At 65.0% G+C, this 19,289-nt stretch carries 16 protein-coding genes; 8 read left to right on the forward strand and 8 right to left on the reverse strand.

What is annotated here, in order from left to right; genetic code table 11:
- Positions 1-41: 41 nt before the first annotated feature.
- On the reverse strand, positions 42-1,190 hold the full coding sequence (gene hpnH, locus QW861_RS31835) for an adenosyl-hopene transferase HpnH (RefSeq protein WP_315714889.1): 1,149 nt from the start codon (positions 1,188-1,190) through the stop codon (positions 42-44).
- Positions 1,191-1,224: 34 nt separating this feature from the next.
- A complete protein-coding gene (gene ispH / locus QW861_RS31840) occupies positions 1,225-2,151 on the reverse strand; it encodes a 4-hydroxy-3-methylbut-2-enyl diphosphate reductase (protein WP_315714888.1) in 927 nt (308 codons plus the stop codon).
- Between the two features lie 486 nt (positions 2,152-2,637).
- Between ispH and QW861_RS31845 the strand changes: the two genes are divergently transcribed.
- Positions 2,638-5,238 carry an MMPL family transporter gene (locus tag QW861_RS31845; protein ID WP_316185209.1) on the forward strand — a complete coding sequence of 867 codons (2,601 nt, stop codon included), beginning with the start codon at positions 2,638-2,640 and terminating at the stop codon, positions 5,236-5,238.
- 62 nt (positions 5,239-5,300) lie between these two features.
- Here the strand turns inward: QW861_RS31845 and QW861_RS31850 are convergent, their stop codons facing one another.
- Positions 5,301-5,927, reverse strand: a complete 627-nt coding sequence (locus QW861_RS31850) for a DUF2147 domain-containing protein (protein ID WP_409977889.1) — start codon at positions 5,925-5,927, stop codon at positions 5,301-5,303.
- A gap of 101 nt (positions 5,928-6,028) precedes the next feature.
- Between QW861_RS31850 and hpnO the strand changes: the two genes are divergently transcribed.
- Entirely contained in the window at positions 6,029-7,420 is a 1,392-nt protein-coding gene (gene hpnO / locus QW861_RS31855) for an aminobacteriohopanetriol synthase HpnO (protein ID WP_315714885.1), read from the forward strand.
- Between the two features lie 110 nt (positions 7,421-7,530).
- Here hpnO and QW861_RS31860 read toward each other — a convergent pair whose 3' ends face one another.
- From QW861_RS31860 to QW861_RS31875, 4 genes are all read right to left on the reverse strand, one after another.
- On the reverse strand, positions 7,531-8,319 hold the full coding sequence (locus QW861_RS31860) for an anti-sigma factor (RefSeq protein WP_316193956.1): 789 nt from the start codon (positions 8,317-8,319) through the stop codon (positions 7,531-7,533).
- Between the two features lie 3 nt (positions 8,320-8,322).
- Positions 8,323-8,871, reverse strand: a complete 549-nt coding sequence (locus QW861_RS31865; RefSeq protein ID WP_315749251.1) for a sigma-70 family RNA polymerase sigma factor — start codon at positions 8,869-8,871, stop codon at positions 8,323-8,325.
- Positions 8,872-8,968: 97 nt separating this feature from the next.
- Positions 8,969-9,286 carry a cupredoxin family copper-binding protein gene (locus tag QW861_RS31870; RefSeq protein WP_315749252.1) on the reverse strand — a complete coding sequence of 106 codons (318 nt, stop codon included), beginning with the start codon at positions 9,284-9,286 and terminating at the stop codon, positions 8,969-8,971.
- A 14-nt stretch (positions 9,287-9,300) separates the two neighbouring features.
- Entirely contained in the window at positions 9,301-10,245 is a 945-nt protein-coding gene (locus tag QW861_RS31875; RefSeq protein WP_315749253.1) for a metallophosphoesterase family protein, read from the reverse strand.
- Positions 10,246-10,467: 222 nt separating this feature from the next.
- Here QW861_RS31875 and QW861_RS31880 point away from each other — a divergent pair, with 222 nt between their 5' ends.
- Entirely contained in the window at positions 10,468-11,640 is a 1,173-nt protein-coding gene (locus QW861_RS31880; RefSeq protein ID WP_315749255.1) for an acyltransferase, read from the forward strand.
- A gap of 156 nt (positions 11,641-11,796) precedes the next feature.
- Here the strand turns inward: QW861_RS31880 and QW861_RS31885 are convergent, their stop codons facing one another.
- A complete protein-coding gene (locus tag QW861_RS31885) occupies positions 11,797-13,416 on the reverse strand; it encodes a GMC family oxidoreductase (RefSeq protein WP_315749256.1) in 1,620 nt (539 codons plus the stop codon).
- A gap of 173 nt (positions 13,417-13,589) precedes the next feature.
- Between QW861_RS31885 and QW861_RS31890 the strand changes: the two genes are divergently transcribed.
- The 5 genes from QW861_RS31890 to QW861_RS31910 all read left to right on the forward strand — a co-directional run bounded on the left by QW861_RS31890 (position 13,590) and on the right by QW861_RS31910 (position 19,266).
- On the forward strand, positions 13,590-14,759 hold the full coding sequence (locus tag QW861_RS31890; RefSeq protein WP_315749257.1) for a M20 aminoacylase family protein: 1,170 nt from the start codon (positions 13,590-13,592) through the stop codon (positions 14,757-14,759).
- Between the two features lie 477 nt (positions 14,760-15,236).
- Positions 15,237-15,584 carry a hypothetical protein gene (locus tag QW861_RS31895; RefSeq protein ID WP_315714878.1) on the forward strand — a complete coding sequence of 116 codons (348 nt, stop codon included), beginning with the start codon at positions 15,237-15,239 and terminating at the stop codon, positions 15,582-15,584.
- A gap of 239 nt (positions 15,585-15,823) precedes the next feature.
- Positions 15,824-16,855 (forward strand): aKG-HExxH-type peptide beta-hydroxylase, encoded by a 1,032-nt coding sequence (locus QW861_RS31900; protein WP_315714877.1) that lies wholly within the window; start codon positions 15,824-15,826, stop codon positions 16,853-16,855.
- On the forward strand, positions 16,852-18,057 hold the full coding sequence (locus QW861_RS31905; protein ID WP_315749258.1) for a radical SAM protein: 1,206 nt from the start codon (positions 16,852-16,854) through the stop codon (positions 18,055-18,057). Before QW861_RS31900 ends, QW861_RS31905 begins: the two co-directional genes overlap by 4 nt.
- Positions 18,058-18,150: 93 nt before the next feature.
- Positions 18,151-19,266, forward strand: a complete 1,116-nt coding sequence (locus QW861_RS31910) for an aKG-HExxH-type peptide beta-hydroxylase (RefSeq protein ID WP_315749260.1) — start codon at positions 18,151-18,153, stop codon at positions 19,264-19,266.
- Positions 19,267-19,289 lie beyond the last annotated feature (23 nt).

The raw sequence follows: 19,289 nt of genomic DNA on the forward strand, positions 1-19,289 counted from the left end.
CGATCACTCGGCGGCCTTTTGATTGATCAGAGCCGTGAAGATCAGGCGGCCGTCGAGGCCTTCTGCTGCGCCTCGATCGCCTCGTCGTGACGGATCTCGGAGAGGCGCTTCTGCACCTCCGACGAGAACACGTACTGCGCCGGGCGCTGCTTGGAGAGATCGATCTCCGGCGCCATCGGACCCTCGGTCTTGATGCCACGCAGCGACACGAACATCGCCTTGATCGGGTTGGTCAGCGCCGCATTGGCGGCGGTGGCCTCGTAGCCGCAATGCGCCATGCAGTCGGCACACTTCTCGTACTTGCCGGTGCCGTAGGAGTCCCAGTCGGTGGTCTCCATCAGCTCCTTGAAGGTCTTGGTGTAGCCTTCGCCGAGCAGATAGCAGGGCTTCTGCCAGCCGAAGATGTTGCGCGCAGGCATGCCCCAGGGGGTGCACTCGAACTCCTGGTTGCCGGCCAGGAAGTCGAGGAACAGACCGGAATGCATGAAATTCCACTTCTTGCCCTTGCCGAGCTTGAAGACGTCGCGGAACAGCTGCTTGGTCTTGGTGCGGTTGAGGAAGTGCTCCTGGTCCGGCGCGCGCTCATAGGCATAGCCGGGCGACATAGTCACGCCGACGCCGAGCTCGGTCGTGAAGTCCAGGAACTTGGCGATCTCCTCGGCGGGATGGCCGTCGAACACCGTGGCGTTGACGTTGACGGTGAAGCCGCGCGCCTTGGCGGCCTTGATCGCGGAGACGGCGCGGTCGAACACGCCCTTCTGCGACACCGCCTTGTCGTGATGCTCGCGCAGGCCGTCGAGGTGCACCGAGAAGAACAAATACGGCGACGGCTCGAACAGGTCGAGCTTCTTCTCCAGCAGCAGCGCGTTGGTGCAGAGCGAGACGAACTTCTTGCGGGCGACCAGGCCGCGCACGATCTCGCCGATCTCCTTGTGGATCAGCGGCTCGCCGCCGGGGATCGCGACCATCGGCGCGCCGCACTCGTCGGCCGCGTCCCAGCACTCCTGCGCGCTCATGCGGCGGTTGAGGATCGCGTCGGGATAATCGATCTTGCCGCAGCCGGCGCACGCCAGGTTGCAGCGGAACAGCGGCTCCAGCATCAGCACGAGCGGATAGCGTTTCCGGCCGAGAAGCTTCTGCTTCATCAGATAGGCCCCGATACGCAGTTCCTTATGGAAGGGGATTGCCATTACGTCTCTTCTTTCTGGACCAAACGAGGACCGATCAGCCCGCGACCAATTCGGCCGGCAGGCGGAATTCGATGTTTTCTTCCCGCCCCGGGACCACCGCGACCTCGACCGGTCCGATGCGCCGCAGGGCTTCGATGACGTCGTCGACGAGAACTTCGGGAGCCGAGGCGCCGGCGGTGATGCCGACGGCCTTGGCATCCTTCAGCCAAACCGGATCGAGCTCGCTGCCATCAGCGATCAGATAGCTTGCGACCCCGGCCTCGGTGCCGATCTCGCGCAGTCTGTTCGAGTTGGAGCTGTTGGCGGCGCCCACCACCAGGATGACGTCCACCAGCTTGCTTAAGTCCCTTACCGCAGATTGCCGGTTCTGTGTCGCATAGCAGATATCCCGGATATCGGGACCTTGAAGGTCTGTAAAGCGGGCTTGAAGGGCTAAAATGATGTCTCTTGTGTCGTCCACGCTGAGCGTGGTCTGGGTAATATAGGCCAGCGGGGTATCGACCGGCAGGGGCAGGGTGGCCACATCGGCCACGTTCTGCACGAGGTGGACCGGGCCGGGAACCTGGCCCATGGTTCCCTCGACCTCCGGGTGGCCGGCATGGCCGATAAGTACCAGGGTACGGCCTTTGGACATGTAGCGCTTGCCCTGGTTGTGGACCTTGGTCACCAGCGGGCAGGTGGCATTGAGCACCGGCAGCCCGCGGGCGGCCGCTTCCTCCTCCACCGTCCGGGCGACGCCGTGGGCGCTGAACACGGTGACGGCGCGCGGGGGGACCTCGGAGAGGTCCTCGACGAAGATGGCGCCCTTGGCCTTCAGGCTCTCGACCACGTGCTTGTTGTGGACGATCTCATGACGCACATAGACCGGCGGGCCATACTTCTCCAGCGCGCGCTCCACGATCTCGATCGCACGCACGACTCCAGCACAAAAACCGCGCGGCTGCGCGAGATACACCTGCATTGGACGTCCAGCCACGTTGCCTCACTTTCGACCTGGCACCTCCGTGCGTGCGACAGGGTTGCAATAATCGCACCAGCGAATGCCCAATGGCCCGCCACACGGATGGAAACGCAGGACTTTGTGTCAAAAATCGAGCGAAGAAGAAAGCCGGTCTGCAAGTGGCTCGCATGTGACACGTCGCACACAGCCCGCAATAGGTCACCGGTAATTTAGTAATTATAAATTAGATCAATCAATTGAGTTGGTTATGCTCTCACTCGTTCGTCACTTTACCGCCGAGAACAGCCGCTATATCAGCCGCCCCGACGGTTCCGTGCATCGTTCGACCTGATCCGCCGTCGACGGACCATCCTCGTCTTCAAGGTTGGGCCAGGCCGGGTCGGGGCGCCGCTCAGGATGTGTGCGTCCGGGGCTCGCCCTGATCGGGGAACTCCGCCATGAAGCGGACGTTTCCGCCCAGCTCTCTAAACATTAGAAAGTCACGAAGTGCTGACCACGTTTGTCGTCTCGATCGTCAAGGCCTGCACCCGGTTTGCCTGGCCGACATTGATTGCGGCCCTGCTGCTCTCCGTAGGTGCGGGCTTCTATACGGCGCGTCATTTCTCGATCAATACCGACATCAACAAGCTGATTTCGCCTGATCTCGACTGGCGCAAGCGCGACCAGCAATATGAGCAGGCCTTCGATCGCGATCGGATGATCCTGGCGGTGGTCGAAGCGGCGACGCCCGAGATGACAGGTGTGGCGGCCGATGCGCTCGCCAAGAAGCTCAAGGGCGACACCGCGAACTTCTCATCGGTCGAGTTGCTCGGCGGCGGCGAGTTCTTCGCCAGGAACGGCCTGCTGTTCCTGCCGACCGAGGAGGTCAAGCAGCTCACGGACCAGTTCGCGGCGGCAGCGCCGCTCGTCGAGATCATGGCCGGGGACCCCTCGATCCGCGGCCTGACCGGTGCGCTGGAGACCGGCCTTGCCGGCGTCAAGCGCGGCCAGGTCAAGCTCGACAATGCCGCACGGCCGTTCGACTACATCTCCCAGACGGTGGAGACCGTGCTCGACAAGGGTGATGCGACCTTTTCCTGGCGCCAGCTGATCTCCGACAAGCCGCTCGAAGACAGCGACAAGCGCGCCTTCATCCAGTTCAAGCCGATCCTCGACTACCAGGCCCTGGAGCCCGGCAAGGCCGCCACCGATGCGATCCGGCAGGCCGCGGCCGAGCTCGATTTCCCCAACCGCTTTCACGCGCGCGTGCGGCTGACCGGTCCGGTGCCGATCGCCAACGAGGAATACGCCACCGTGCAGGAGGGCGCCGTCGTCAACGGCATCGGCACCGTGGTCGTCGTGCTGATCATCCTGTGGCTGGCGCTGCATTCGGCCAAGATCATCTCGGCCGTGTTCATCAACCTGTTCATCGGCCTCGCCCTCACCACGGCCGTCGGCCTGATGATGGTCGGCTCGCTCAATCTGCTGTCGGTTGCGTTCGCCGTGCTGTTCATCGGCCTGGGCGTCGATTTCGGCATCCAGTTCAGCGTGCGCTACCGCTCCGAGCGGTTCAAGAACGACAATCTGCCGGAGGCGCTGGCGGAAGCCGCGCGCCGCTCCGCGGTGCCGCTGTCGCTCGCGGCGATGGCGACGGCTGCCGGCTTCCTGTGCTTCCTGCCGACCGACTACAAGGGCATCTCCGAGCTCGGCGCCATCGCCGGCGCCGGCATGATCATCGCGTTCCTGTCGTCGATCACGGTGCTGCCGGCGCTGCTGAGGATTCTCAATCCGCCCGGCGAGAAGGAGCCGGTCGGCTATGCCTTCCTGGCGCCGGTCGATCATTTCCTCGAGAAGCACCGCGTGCCGATCATCGTCGGCACGCTCGGCCTGGTCGTCGCCGGCCTGCCGCTGCTCTACTACATGAAGTTCGACTTCAACCCGATGAACCTGCGCAATCCGCGCGCCGAGTCGATCGCGACCTATCTCGACCTGCGAAAGGATCCGAACACGGGCGCCAACGCGATCGACGTGCTGACGCGCTCCGAGACCGAGGCCAAGGCGATCGAGGCCAAGCTCGGGAAACTCCCCGAAGTGGCGCGCGTGATGTCGCTCGACAGCTTCGTTCCCGAGGACCAGCCGGCCAAGCTGAAGCTGATCGCGCAGGGCGCGAAGGTGCTGGGGCCTGCGCTCAATCCGGATCAGGTCGATGCGGCGCCGAGCGACAAGGAGAATGTCGACGCCCTGAACTCGACCGTCGACAATCTCCGGCGCACCGCGGGCGAGAGCAATGGGCCGGGCGCGGTCGCGTCGCGGCGGCTCGCAGATGCGCTTGCCAGGCTCGCGGGCGCGAGCGAGGCGGTTCGCAACAAGGCACAGGCGGTGTTCGTCGAGCCGTGGAAGATCACGCTGACGCAGCTCAGCGCCACCCTGCAGGCGCAGCCGGTCAGCCTCGCGAACCTGCCGCCGGAACTGGTGTCGCAGTGGAAGAGCAAGGACGGACTGATTCGGGTCGAGGCCCAGCCCAAGGGCGATCCGAACGACAACGACAATCTCAGGCGATTCGCCAACGCCGTCCTGACGGCCGAGCCCAACGCGATCGGCGGGCCGGTCTCGATCCTGAAGTCTGGTGACACGATCGTAAAGGCATTCATCCACGCCGGCATCTACTCGCTGGTCGTGATCAGCCTGCTGCTGTGGGTGACCTTGAAGCGCTTCACCGACGTGCTGATGACGATCGTGCCGCTGCTGGTCGCAGGCGCCGTGACGTTGGAGATCTGCGTGCTGATCAAGCTGCCGCTGAACTTCGCCAACATCGTCGCTCTGCCGCTTCTGCTTGGCATTGGCGTCGCGTTCAAGATCTACTACGTGGTGGCGTGGCGCGGCGGCCGCACCAATTTGCTCCAGACCAGCCTGACCCGGGCGATCTTCTTCAGCGCGCTGACGACGGCGACCGCATTCGGCAGCCTGTGGCTGTCGAGCCATCCCGGCACGTCCAGCATGGGCAAGCTGCTGGCGCTGTCGCTGGTCACCACGCTCGCCGCCGTGCTGCTGTTCCAGCCGGCCCTGATGGGCAAGCCTCGCGAGGTCAAGGAGCAAGAGGGCTCTTGATCACCGAATAGAAAAAGCGGCCGATCTCTCGGCCGCTTTTTTGTTCGGGTGACGGACGCCAACTAGCGGGCGCGCGCAATATCGGGCAGCAGGCAGATATCGCCGACCTGGTCCGCGGGCTTGTGTCCCGGCTTGGCCGATGCGGTTGCGCCACTGCCGACGCCGGTCGTGGTCTTGGCCGCCGGGGCAGGGGCCGGCGCGATTGGTTTCTGTGTACCTTTGGCCATGCTGTTTACGGGGCTCGACGGGATCGGCGGAGCAACCCGCGTCCAGGTCTCGCCGCCGCACAGGAAGCCGAGCACGCAGCCCTTGATCTCCAGGTGATCGGGGTCGACCGGCGTGATGGTGGAGCTGTAGAGCTGCCCATCCTTGGCGTTGTAGACTTGGCCTTCCCACGCGTCTGCGCCGGGCTTCTTCTTCATGTCGATCAGGATCGGCATGCCGAGCGTCGGCCGGCTCTGGCGGGCCGGATCGGGGTTGTTGCTGTCGCGTCCGCCCGGGGTCTTCTCCCAGGCCACGACGCCCCACATGCTGCCATTACATTGTGCGACTCGGATGTTAGCGACGCCGTCGGCGACCCGCCAGTCGCCGGTGGGGTCGGCCGCGAGCGCGGAAGAAATTCCTGCTGCGAACACGACTGCGGAGTATGCTAGTGTCGTCGACATGAGATATCTAAGGCGATGCAACATTGGCAGAAACCCGTGCTTGCTTTGATGGTGCGAATGAGGGCAAAACGCCGCATTGCGCGTTTTCAGTTGACGTCACGTCCATCAACCGAAGTATGTAGCCGATGCTAAAACCCAATCTAGACGTTTCCGAGATGTTTGTGGAGCGCCAAGCGCAGCGCAGCACGATGCACTCTCGGCATCTGAACGAGCAGCTTGTCCGCGTTCTAAAGACGATTGGATATGATGTTGGGTTCCAGAAGGGACAAGGGCAATATCTCTACGATCGTGATGGCGCCCGTTATCTTGACCTGCTCAGCGGTTTTGGCGTCTTTGCAATCGGCCGCAATCATCCGACGCTGCGCGCCGCGCTGAAAAGCGTCCTCGACACCGATCTGCCGAATCTCGTTCAGCTCGACGTCTCGACCTTGGCGGGCGTTCTTGCCGAGCGGCTGCTGGAATATGTCCCGTATCTGGACAAGGTGTTCTTCGCCAATTCCGGCGCCGAGACGGTGGAAGCCGCGATCAAATTCGCGCGTGGCGCGACCGGCCGGCCCGGCATCGTCTATTGCGGGCACTCCTATCACGGTCTCACCTACGGCGCGCTGTCGCTGACCGATGATTCGAACTTCCGCAACGGCTTCGAGCCGCTGCTGCCGGGCTGCACGGCGATCCCCTTCAACGATCTCGCCGCGCTCGAGCAGGCGCTGTCGTCGCGCGAGATCGCAGCGTTCATCGTCGAGCCGATCCAGGGCAAGGGCGTCAACATGCCCTCCGACGAGTTCCTGCCCGGCGCCGCGGCGCTCTGCAAGAAATACGGCACCATCTTCATCGCCGACGAGATCCAGACCGGCATGGGCCGCACCGGCCGGTTCCTTGCGGTGGAACATTGGAACGTCGAACCCGACATGGTGCTGCTGTCGAAGGCGCTGTCCGGCGGCCATGTCCCGGTCGGCGCGCTGCTGACGCGCAAGCAGATCTTCGACAAGATCTTCAACCGCATGGACCGCGCCGTGGTGCACGGCTCGACCTTCGCCAAGAACGACCTCGCGATGGCTGCCGGCATTGCCACGCTCGAGGTGATGAAGGCCGAGAAACTGGTGGAGGCCGCCGCCAAGCGCGGCGCCGAGCTGCGGCTGGCGCTGACGAGGATGGTGCCGGGCTACGAGCTGCTCAAGGAAGTGCGCGGCAAGGGACTGATGATCGGCGTCGAGTTCGGTCCGCCGAAATCGCTGCGCCTCAAGGCGTCGTGGACCATGCTGGAGAGCGCCAACAAGGGCCTGTTCTGCCAGCTCATCACGGTGCCGCTGTTCAAGGATCACAAGATCCTGACCCAGGTCGCCGGCCACGGCTTGCATACGATCAAGCTGCTGCCGCCGCTGACCATCACCGAAGAGGACTGCGCCTGGATCGAGCGCGCCTTCGACGACGTCATCGCGCAGAGCCACAAGGTCCCCGGCGCGATCTGGTCGCTCGGCAAGACCCTGGTCGACAACGCGATCCGCAAGTCGGCGTGATGTTCGCATCGGGTGGGCAAAGGCGCGTGGCGCCGTGCCCACCGTTTCAGTTCGTCTCCGGACAGACCGTGGGCACGCTTCGCTCGCAATGACTGAAGCGCAAGAGCGCGTCACCCCTCCTTGTTCGCACCCATCGCGCGCTCGAACCGCTCGCCGAACTCGTTGAGTTCGTCGGCGCCGATATCGCTGACCGCCCAATAGCTCAGGCCGCGGTCGCGCCAAGAGCGAATGTTGAAGCCCTGGATCGTGTCCATCCGTGCGGCGCGGCGCTCGGTGGACGAGGTCTGCGCCACGAACAGATTGATCACGTGCTGGCGGCGGCGATAGACCACCGCGCCGATCGCGCGTGCGTCGACGTAATCGAGCCGCCCGCCGATGAGGGTGAAGCCCTGCGCGGTCAGGTCGATCACCGGCGGCGCGACGTCGAGCTTGCCGTTGAACCAGGGCTTCACGGTGTGCTGGTCGGTCGAGATGACGTCGGTGAGGTGGCCGGCCTGTAGCGAGCGCAGATGCGCCGAGACGATCTCGGCCTCGATCCGCTGCTGGTCGTCATTGCGCAGCACGATGGCGACGAGGCCGGTGGCGGCCAGCGCCGACACCGCCGAGCCCAGGGCGAAGCCTCGCAGCAGCGTGCGTCGGCTCGGCGGCGCGGCTAGCGGCGTCACGGCAGACGGCTGAGCCGCGGGCAGAGCGGCCTCGATACGCTGGCGCAACGCAGATGGCGCCTTGAACGTGAGCTCGGCGCCGGCGAGCGCCTGCTTCATCTGTCTGATCGCAGCAAGCTCCGCGGCGCAGCGCGGGCAGGTCGCAACATGGGCTTCGACCTCACGAGCGTGGCCGGCATCGAGCTCGCCATCGGCCAGCGCGTGGATCAGGATCTCGGCTTCATCGCAGGTCATGGCTTAAGGCTCCTCCTGCGCGAGCCAGGCGGCGCGCAGCATCGCGCGGGCGCGGGCAAGACGCGACATCACGGTGCCGACCGGCACGCCGGCGGCCTCCGCGATCTCGCGATAGGACAGATTGTTGACCTCGCGCATGACGAACGTCTCGCGAAACGGCTCGGCCAGCGTGTCGATCAGCCGGCGGATCGCCGAGGCATCACGTTCCCGCAACACGGCGCCTTCCGGCGTCTCGGCGCTCTCCTGCCACAGCGGGGGCTGCTCGGCCGCTTCCGGCGCGTCATCGAGCGCCTTGACCGGCGCGCCGGCCCGGCGCGCGAATTCGGCGTGGCAGACATTGCGCAGGATCGCGAACAGCCACGGTTTCATCGCCGGGCCGCGATAGGTGTCGAAATGCTTCAGCGCGCGCAGGTAGCATTCCTGCACCGCGTCCTCGGCGTCGGCGGCGTTGCGCAGCAGATAGCGCGCCAGCGTGTAGGCATCGTCGAGATAGGGCAGCGCCGCCTCGCGGAAGCGTCGCGCCTTCTCGGGATCGTCACTGGCTGTCGTCACCGGCGAGGTCTCCGGCCCGGTTCGCGGTCGCACGGCGCGGCCGGCGGTACGCCGCCGACCGGCCCATCCGACGATGCTCATGCCCTGGTTCGCGATGCTACTCAACCTTGATCAGCCCCGTCATGTGCGGATGCAGCGAACAGAAATATTTGTAGTCGCCGGCGGCTGCGAACGTGAAGGAGAAGCTGTCGTCGGTGTCGAGCGTTTTCGATCGGTATTTCCCGGCCGACACCACCGTGTGCGGAATGTCGTCGTGGTTGGTCCAGGTGACGGTGTCGCCGACCTTCACCGTCACTTCGGTCGGGGTGAAGGTGAAATTGTCGATCGTGACCTTGATGGTCTCGGCGCGCAGCGGCGTGGCGCAAACAAGCAGTACGGCGGCCAAGCCGGCACCGCGAAGAACAGGCTGGATCATCGCGTTTTCGTCCCTCAGCCCGCAAGCGGCGTGTCGATGATCGCGAGCCGCTCGTCACCGACCTTGAAGTCGATGCTGGCAATGCCGAGCAGGCTGCGCAGCCTGGCGTCCTCGACCTTCATCGGGCCGGGCGAGGGCGCCGTGCCCGGCGCCGGCTGCGGAAAGGCGGTCGAGCGCGCGGTATGGAAGGTGACGTTGCCTTCGACCTTCTGCATCACCTGATGGATATGGCCGTTCAGCACCGTCACCGAGCCGAAGCCCTTCAGGCTGTCGAGCGCGCGCCCGCCATCCTCGGTCCCCCAGCCCCATTGCGGATACACCGTCCACAGCGGGATGTGCGCGAACACCACGATCGGCGTCGATTTCGAGCGGCCCTTGAGATCCTGCTCGAGCCAGGCAAGCTGCTCGGCGCCGAGATTGCCGAGCCCGCCGGCCTTGAGATCGACCACGTTGACGAGCCCGACGAAGTGCACGCCATTGGCATCGAACGAATACCAGCCGGCACCGCGCGTGCCCTTGCCGTAGCGCTCCTTGTAGAGCTTGACGTCCTCGTCGAGGAAGTCGTGCTCGCCCGGCACGTAGTGCACGTCGAGCCTGGACTGCGAGATGATGCGGTCGGCATCGTCGAACTCAGCTGCCTTCGACAGATGCGAGATGTCGCCGGTATGGATCATGAAGGCGGGCTTCACCGGCATCGCCTTGATGCGGTTGACGGCCTCCTCGAGCGTGCCGGTCGCGTTGGGATTGGCTGGCTTGTCGAAGCCGACATGGCTGTCGCTGATCTGCAGGAAGGTCAGGCCGGGCGCGGGCTGCTCGGCCGCCCGCGCCGCGTCGACCAGGCCGAGCGAACGTGGCACGCCGCCCGACAGCGTCCAGAGCACGCCCGTGCCCGCCCATGTCATGCACTCCAGCACCTTGCGGCGGCTGACGCCGTTCTCGTCATGATCACCAAGGCTCATCGTCATCTCCCGTTGCCCGTCATCGGGCTTGCGGGTGAGAAGAGCGGTCGCGGCCCGGTTTTATTCCCGGCTTCTCGCGATCGAAACGCGATGACGTGTTCGTGATCATGCCGGCCATGGCCGGCGGCTCACCTGGTCACGCAGGATGTGGCGCAGGGCCGCGCGAATGACATGAGCGGCGCGCGCCGCCGAGGGGCGGCTGATGGACTGGATGCGACGTCGATGCATGAGCGCGTGACCCCGACCCTGCAACGAACCGAGACGTCGCGCGATCGGATCGTGCCGCTCGACCGCGCCAGGACCTTCATCACGCTCTCGGTCGTGCTCTATCACTCCGCCATCAACTACACCGATTTCGGCCAGGGCGGCGACCGCATGCACTGGCTCGGCTTCGATCTCGTCGCGCTGTTCAACGACAGCTACTTCATGTCGTGCATGTTCTTCATCTCCGGCCTGTTCGTGCCGGCAAGCCTGGCGGGCAGGGGCGCGTCGGACTATGTCGGGCGCCGTGCGCTGCGGCTCGGCGTGCCCTATATCGTGTCGATCTTCGTGATCATGCCGATCGCCTACTACCGCTACTACGTGGCGGAGGATCAGTTCAGCGCGGTGTGGTGGCGGATGATCAGCGAGGGGCCGTGGCCGTCCGGCTCGGCCTGGTTTCTCGGCGTGCTGCTGGGGTTTGATATGCTGGCTGCGTTCGTCTGGGTCCTGGCACCGCAGGCGGTCGGCGCACTCGGGCGTTGGGCGGGAATGGTGCTGCACTATCCGCTCACTGGCTTCCTGATCTTCCTCGTGATCGCCAACCTGGTCTATCTGCCGCCGCATCTCGGCTTCGGTGACGGATTCTGGTTCATGCCCGGACATTTTCCGCTGCCGCTGCAGGCGAGCCGGGTGCTGCTCTATCCGGCCTTCTTCGTCGGCGGCGTCGCGATCGGCGCAGCCGGGCTGCGGACGGGGCCGTTCGCAGCCGACGGCGCGCTGGTGCGGCGCTGGTCGATCTGGTTCGGTCTTTCCTACGGCTGCTATGGCGCGATCCTGTTGCTGGCCTACGCGCATCACAACTGGATCGCCGATTTCGATTCCCCGCCACCGTGGTGGCGCGCGGCCTATGGCATGGCGGTGGCGAGCTTCTGCGCCGCGATGGCGTTCGGCGTGCCGACCTTCTTCCTGCGCTGGGCGAAGGCGCCGCTGACGCTGATGGATCGCCTGCAGCCGTCGGCCTACGGCATCTACCTGCTGCACTTCCTGCCGCTGCTGTGGCTGCAATATCTGGTCTACGACCCGGCGTGGCCGGCGGGAGTGAAGTTCGCGATCGTGCTGATCGGCACGCTGTCGGTGAGCTGGCTCGCCGCAGCACTGTTGCGCCGGGTTCCGCTGGTGGCGCGGATCATTTGAAGCTGAACCTCTCTGACGTCAAAGGCCACCGTTCATTGATGATGTCATTGCGAGCGAAGCCGACGAAGCAATCCGGAGTCGGGACGAGGCTCTGGATTGCTTCGCTTCGCCGCTTCGCTCCCAATGACGGCAGCGGTGGTTTTTGGACGTGAGCGCCTAGCGCCCATCCTCCAAGATCATCGACGCCGCCTTCTCCGCGATCATCGCCGTCGGCGTGTTGGTGTTGCCTGACGTGATCGTCGGCATGATCGAGGCATCGGCGACGCGCAGGCGGTCGATGCCGCGAAAGCGCAGCCGCTCGTCGACCACGGCCATCGGATCATCAGCGGAGCCCATCTTCGCCGTGCCGACCGGATGAAAGATCGTCGTGCCGATGTCACCGGCGGCCTTGGCCAGCGCCGCGTCGTCATCGCCGACGGATGGGCCGGGCAGATATTCCTCCGGCCTGTAGGCGGCGAGCGCATTCTGCTTCATCAGCCGGCGGGTGACGCGGATGGCGTCGGCCGCCACCTGGCGGTCGTCCTCGGTCGCCAGGTAGTTCGGCGCGATCGATGGCGCCTCGTCTATCCCCGCCGACCTGATCCGGACCGTGCCGCGCGAGGTCGGACGCAGGTTGCAGGCGCTGACCGTGATCGCGGGAAAGTGATGCAGGGGATCGCCGAACTTGTCGAGCGACAGCGGCTGCACGTGGAACTGGATGTTGGCGCGGTCGCGCGTCGCATCCGAGCGCGTGAAGATGCCGAGCTGCGACGGCGCCATGGTCAGCGGCCCGCGGCGCCGGAACGCGTAGTCGAGCCCCATCAGGCCGCGCCGCACCAGCGAGTAGTACGTCTCGTTCAGCGTCTTCACGCCCGTGACCTTGTAGATCGCGCGCTGCTGCAGATGGTCCTGCAGATTGCGTCCCACGCCCGGCTTGTCGAGGGCGACATCGATGCCGAGCGCGCCGAGCCAGTCGGCCGGGCCGATGCCCGAGCGCTGCAACACCTGCACCGAGCCGATCGAGCCGGCGCTGAGGATGACCTCGCCCCTGCTGCGCGCCTCGATGGTCTCGCCGTTCTGCCGGTAGCGCACGCCGACGGCGCGGCCGTTCTCGACGATCAGGCGGTCGACGAGGACGTTGGTTTCGAGCCGCAGGTTCGGCCGGTTCAGCGCCGGCTTGAGGAAGCCCCGCGCGGAAGACCAGCGCCGGCCGCGCTTCTGGTTGACGTGGAAATAGCTGATGCCTTCATTGTCGCCGGTATTGAAGTCGGGGATGCGGCGGAGGCCCATCTGCTCGGCGGCGTCGCCGACCGCGTCCAGCACCGCCCAGGACAGCCGGGGCGCCTCGATGCGCCAGCCGCCGCCGGTGCCGTGATGCTCGCTCTCGCCGAGAAAATGATCCTCCAGCCGTTTGAACACCGGGAGCACGTCGGCATAGCTCCAACCGGCGAGACCGAGCTGGCGCCAATGGTCGTAGTCAGCGGCCTGGCCGCGCATCGAGATCATGGCGTTGATCGCCGAGCAGCCGCCGATCACCTTGCCGCGGGGGTAGGCCAGCGAGCGGCCGTTCAGCCCCGGCTCGGCCTCGGTGCGAAACATCCAGTCCGAGCGCGGATTGCCGATCGCGAAGAGGTAGCCGACCGGAATATGGAACCAGATCCAATTGTCATTGCCGCCGGCCTCGAGAATCAGGACGCGGCGCTTCGGATCGGCCGACAGCCGGTTGGCGAGGATGCAGCCGGCGGTGCCGGCGCCCACCACGATATAGTCGTAATCCCCCTCGAGCTGTCTCGGCATCGGCATTCCCTTCCCATCGTTGCCAGCTTTTAGTCAGCCCGGACGGGGCCGGACAAGCGCCACGTTCATGGCTGGTTGACCGAGCCATGAGACGGGCGCAGCCCTTATCTTGGGCGGTGCGGCTTTTGCATGCTAAACAGGCGCAAAGTCCCATCGGAGTTACGAGATTCCCCATGCCCATCGTCAACCGCGTCGCCGATCTGCAGCCCGATATCCAGGCCTGGAGGCGGGATATCCATTCGCATCCGGAGCTGCTCTACGACGTGCACCGGACGGCGGCCTTCGTCACCGAGCGGCTGCGCGAGTTCGGCTGCGATGAGGTCGTGACGGGCCTCGGCAAGACCGGCGTGGTCGGCGTCATCAAGGGCCGCAAGCCCGGCCACGGCGAGGTGAGGGTGCTCGGGTTGCGCGCCGACATGGACGCGCTGCCGATCGAGGAGGCGACAGGGCTGCCCTATGCCTCGAAGACCCCGGGCATGATGCATGCCTGCGGCCACGACGGTCATACCGCGATGCTGCTCGGCGCCGCGCGCTATCTCGCCGAGACCCGCAACTTCGCCGGCGAGGTCGCGGTGATCTTCCAGCCCGCCGAGGAGGGCGGCGGCGGTGCGGACGCGATGATCAAGGACGGGCTGATCGACCGTTTCAAGATCGACCAGGTTTACGGAATGCACAACGGGCCCGGCCTGCCGGTCGGCGCGTTTGCCATTCGCCAGGGCCCGCTGATGGCATCGACCGATGCGGTCGACATCACGATCGAGGGCCATGGCGGTCATGCCGCCAAGCCGCACAATTGCATCGACTCCCTTCTGGTCGGCGCCCAGCTTGTCACCGCGCTGCAGCAGATCGTGTCGCGCAGCGTCGACCCGCTGGAAGCCGCGGTGTTGTCGATCTGCGAGTTCCACGCCGGCAATGCCCGCAATGTGATTCCGCAGAGCGCGGTGCTGCGCGGCACCGTGCGGACGCTGACGCCGAAGGTACGTGAGCTGATGGAGAAGCGCGTGCGCGAGGTCGTGACCGGCGTCGCCCAGATGACCGGCGCCAAGATCGACCTGAACTATGCACGCGGCTATCCTGTCGTCATCAATCACGCCGAGCAGACCGAGATCGCGATCCGCGCCGCCAAGGAGGTCGCGGGCGACGCCAATGTGCACGAGATGCCGCCGATGATGGGCGGCGAGGATTTCGCCTACATGCTCGAGGCGCGCCCCGGCGCCTTCATCTTCGTCGGCAATGGCGACAGCGCCGGCCTGCATCACCCCGCCTACAACTTCAATGACGAGGCGATCGTCTACGGCACCTCGTTCTTCATCAAGGTGGTGGAGAATACGCTGGCGGCGTGAGGCTCGCGGCCGCGTGCAGCGGCACCGCCGCGATCAGGCACGAAAGTGGACTGGCAGGGCCCGTGCGATGAGCGCGGGCCTTTTGCTTTCCATATGCACGTCGAGCTTCATGAGCTACGCGAGAATGTGCGCTGCCGCGGAATGAGGTGCGACAATATGCCTGGCGGGTGACATCCGAGAGCGCAAGACGTCATCACGCGTGGTCACTGCCGGCCTGAGACGACCGCAGTGCGTCGCTCATTCGAGCAATCAACAGGTGTATCTGACAAACTACTCTATTGTTAAAGAACTAGCTTCATGTTAGTTTTTTTCTGGCTTCGACGACTGGCGAATTGGGACAGCCTGAGCGAAGTGCTTAGCACAGCTACATTGCTTCAGGTTCTGTGAGTTCAGGGCGCGAGATCACAGAGCTTGTACCGGGACGTTGCTATTTCCTTTCTGAACGATGGCGGTTCTCAACCGACTGGGAGTATAGGAATGGCTGATCGCGATCCGGCGGAAATGCGCAAGAAGGTCGATCTGGCGCTGAAATCCGTAGTCGACTCAGAGATCGCACGCGCGTCTCTGAAGATCGACATCATGGCAGAAGGCGTTCCATTCTCGCGTGGAGCGATCTTCAGCAAGACCAATCCATTCTCGCGCGGCATCGTCTTCAGCCGCCTTGCGGCGATGGAGCGTCCGGACGAGATGGAACGTGAAATCGCCAACGATCCCGCGGTGTTGGGGGCTCTTGCGGAGCGTCTCACGCAGGTACGGGCGGTGAAGGACCTCAAGGGTCAATTTAGCGTGCCGCAGGCGGGGGGCGCGCCGAAATCGGTCAGGTGAATGGATCGATCGTTCGGCTAAGACGGAGCGAAGCGGGCCTGCGATGTCGGATCTTTCCGACGTGACGTGTCGTGGGCCCGCCCGCGACTCGCTGGTGCGGATGACGGGCAATGGTCGCCGTCATCAGCGTGACCTTTCCTGATAGCTGCTCTTGATTCCGGCATCGGTTGCGGTCCTGTCTGACGGCGGGACAGCTTGCGGCCGGCTTCGTTGGCGTATTTCCGGAGGCATGCTCGATCATGAGTGACGCGTGGACCTGGCGACCGTCGAAATCTGCCTGGCATGAAAAATTCAACGACAGGATCCTGAGATGGCAGCCGGAGGATCGCCTCGGCCTCGACTGCGAGCCGCTCAAGGCGTCGCTCATCGAAGCCAACGCGCGTGAAGCGGACTGGCTTCGTCATCCCTGCATGAACTCCATCACCTATGAAGGGCATGACAAGAGCCCGCAGCGTGATCTGCAGGTGGCGATCTGGACGGCGGCGAATGCGCCGACCGCATCCACGTCGCTGACGACGCCGGAGCCGTTGACCTTGTGGTCGCCGGTCGGAGGCTACCGGATCGAGGCCGGCAGCTATGACCTGAACGAGCTCGCTGGGCTGCTCCCGATGAAGGAATGGCCCTACGACATATCGGTCGACGTGGGGTGCCACTCCCTCGGATTTCCGATTCCCGACACCTGGGCCGAGCACACCGATCTCTCGGCCGACGAGCAGGCCCGGATGACGCGCGAGGTGACGAACGCGCTCGAGATCCTCGTGACCGCCGCGAAGAAGTTTCCCGAGTGCGTGAATTGGGTGTCCGATGTGACGCGGGTCCTGATCCCCCTGCGCAGCAGCGAGCGATCCTATTTCCGCAGCGGGTCGCAAGCCGATGTGCCCGGGATGGTTTACGCCGACCTGTTCGGCGGCCTGATGCAGGTGATGGAGGCCATCGTCCACGAATCCGCGCATCTGCATCTGTTCATGGCGGAGGCGTCGGGACCCCTGGTGGATCCGCAGCACCAGGGGCGCTACGCATCGCCGTTGCGGCCGGAGCCGCGGCCCTTGCGCGGGATCCTGCTGGCCTTTCACGCCATCGCCTATATCTGCGCCTTCTATCGTGAGGCCGAGAAGCAAGGGTTCGGCGGATCGGCCGAGTATCAGGCCGAGCTTGCCAATATGCTGACCAAGCTCAAGGAGGCGCAGGTCGTACTGGACGGTGCCCGGCCGTTCCTGACCGAGGACGGCCGCATCTTCGTCGATCGCACCGCCGAGATTGCGTACCAATGAACGACGGTCCCCATCTTCACTTCGTGTTCAAGGTCGCGTCGCGCTGCAATCTGAACTGCTCCTATTGCTACGTCTACAACAAGGGCGACAGCACGTGGAGAGAGCGGCCCGCGATCATGGATGATGAGGTCGTCGAGATCGCGATCGACCGCATCCGCCGCCATTGCCAGGCAACAGGTCAGAGCTATCTGACGATCACCTTTCATGGCGGCGAGCCGTGCCTGGTCAAGCAGGAGCGGTTCAGCTCATGGTGCCGGAAGATCAAGGAGGGGCTGGCGGGAGTCGCGCGGGTGCAGCTCTGCATGCAGACCAACGGCACGCTGCTCGACGACGGCTGGGCCGAGATCATCAAGAGGTTCGACATCGATCTCGGGATCAGCATCGACGGAACCCCCGAGGTGCATGATGCCCTGCGTGTCGATCATGCCGGGCGTGGCTCCTATCGCGATGTCGAGCAGGGCCTTGCCGTGCTGCGCCGCGCCGGGATTCCGCTGCGCTTCCTGTCGGTGATCCAGCTCGGGGCGAGCGGTGCCGCGGTGCATCGCCATCTGACGAGCCTGGGCCCGGCCTCCATCGACTATCTGCTGCCGGATTTCACCCACGACACCATCGCGGCGGTTCGCGACCGGTATGGACCGACACCCTGTGCCGATTTCCTGATCCCGATCTTCGAGGATTGGTGGCGGGACGGCACGCTGGACCTCCGGATCAAGATCTTCTGGAACATCGCGTGGCTGGTCCAGGGCGGGGAGAGCCGCATCGACATGCTCGGCAACCAGCCGCTGACCTTCCTGTTCGTCAACACCGATGGCGAGATCGAAGGGCTGGACGTGCTGCGGGTCTGCTACGACGGCGCCGCGCGCACTGGCCTGAATGTGCGGACGTCCGACTTCATGGACGTCCGGCACGCCGGCGAATTCCATCGTGCGGCGGTGTTCGAGGGCATGCCGCTGCCCGACGGCTGCCGCGCGTGCCGCGAGCGCGACACGTGTGCCGGCGGCTATCTTCCGCATCGCTATGCATCGCGGACGGGCTTCAACAATCCGACGGTGTGGTGCGCCGATCTCCTGAAACTGTTCGATCACGTCCGCGAGCGGCTGGGAACGTCGGTGGAGGAAACGAAGCTGCGCCGGGCCCATCTCCTCGACACCGCCCTGCGGCGGGCGGTGGGGCTGCGGCAGGAATCTTCGGCCATCGGCTGAGGTCGGACCTCGATCGCCGACTTATGCGCGCTGTCGCGCGGGCCTGCTGCAAGGCAGCGTGGTCGAGAGTGGAACGTGGAAGGAGTGCGCACGATGACGATCACCCTGATGCCTGACGTTCTGCGCTGGAATGACCACGAGGCGGTGTGTGACGGCGTGCTTGCGACCTATGGCGACCGGCTCGCGCAGAAGCTGGGCGAAGCCCTCGGCGAGATCTGCCGCGACGACCCTGCGGGCGGGGACGAGCTGCGCAGCCTGATGGATCGCGTGGCGGACGACGGCTTCATGCGGGTTCTCGATGCCCCCGAGACCTCGTTCCGTCTGCTGTCGGCGCCGGGCCGGTACGCCGAGGACAGGGGACGATTTCTGCGCGATTCATTCGTGGCTGAGGCCTTGCGCCAGGGACTCGAGATCACCGCCGATCGGGAGGTGTGGACCGCGCTCGGCGATCGCGGCTATCGGCGTGACGGCGCCTGCATCTGGCCACAGGTCGAGGACATGCCCGTGACCGATTACGGCAGCCCGCATGCGGTCAAGGTGGATCTGTCCGGCCAGGACCGGCCGGTCCCGCCGCAGCGCCCGCCGTTCTCCGAGGGCGAGATCGACCGGCTGCATGATCTGCTGCGCCGGTCGCGGGCGGCGCTCGAACGGACCGAAGCGGGGCTTCCCCGCTTCGTCGCGCGCTTCAACATCGCGCTCATCCTGCAGAAGGATCCGGAGAGCCCGGGCAGCTTCTCGTCAGGATCGAACGGCTACTACATCGGCCGCACCTTCCTCGCCAACCCGCATCTTCCCGAGATCGACGAATCCCACATCGCCGATGCGCTCGTCCATGAGGGCATCCACGCGCTGCTCTACATGCAGGAGCAGGAACAGCCTTGGTTCCTCGATTCAACGGCGAAGGGCTCGCTGCCGGGCATCACCTCGCCCTGGAGCGGCAGCCGGCTGCCGTTTCCGTCTTTTTTACAGGCCTGTTTCGTCTGGTACGGCCTGCTGCACTTCTGGAGCCTGGCGATGCAGTCCGGCGCGTTTGAGCAGGGCGTCGCGATGAAGCGCATCCAGCTCTGCCTGCGCGGCTTCTGCAAGCAGCCGCTGCTCGACAGCATCGCGGATTTTTCGTCGGTGGTCGACGCCGACGTGCAGAAGACGATCGAGGAGATGCAGAACGTCGTGGTCGGCGCCTTTGCCGATGTCCGCCGTGCGGGCTGATGCGACGACGTCAGCGGCGGTTG

Source organism: Bradyrhizobium sp. SZCCHNRI1029, assembly GCF_032487555.1.
Lineage (GTDB): Bacteria > Pseudomonadota > Alphaproteobacteria > Rhizobiales > Xanthobacteraceae > Bradyrhizobium.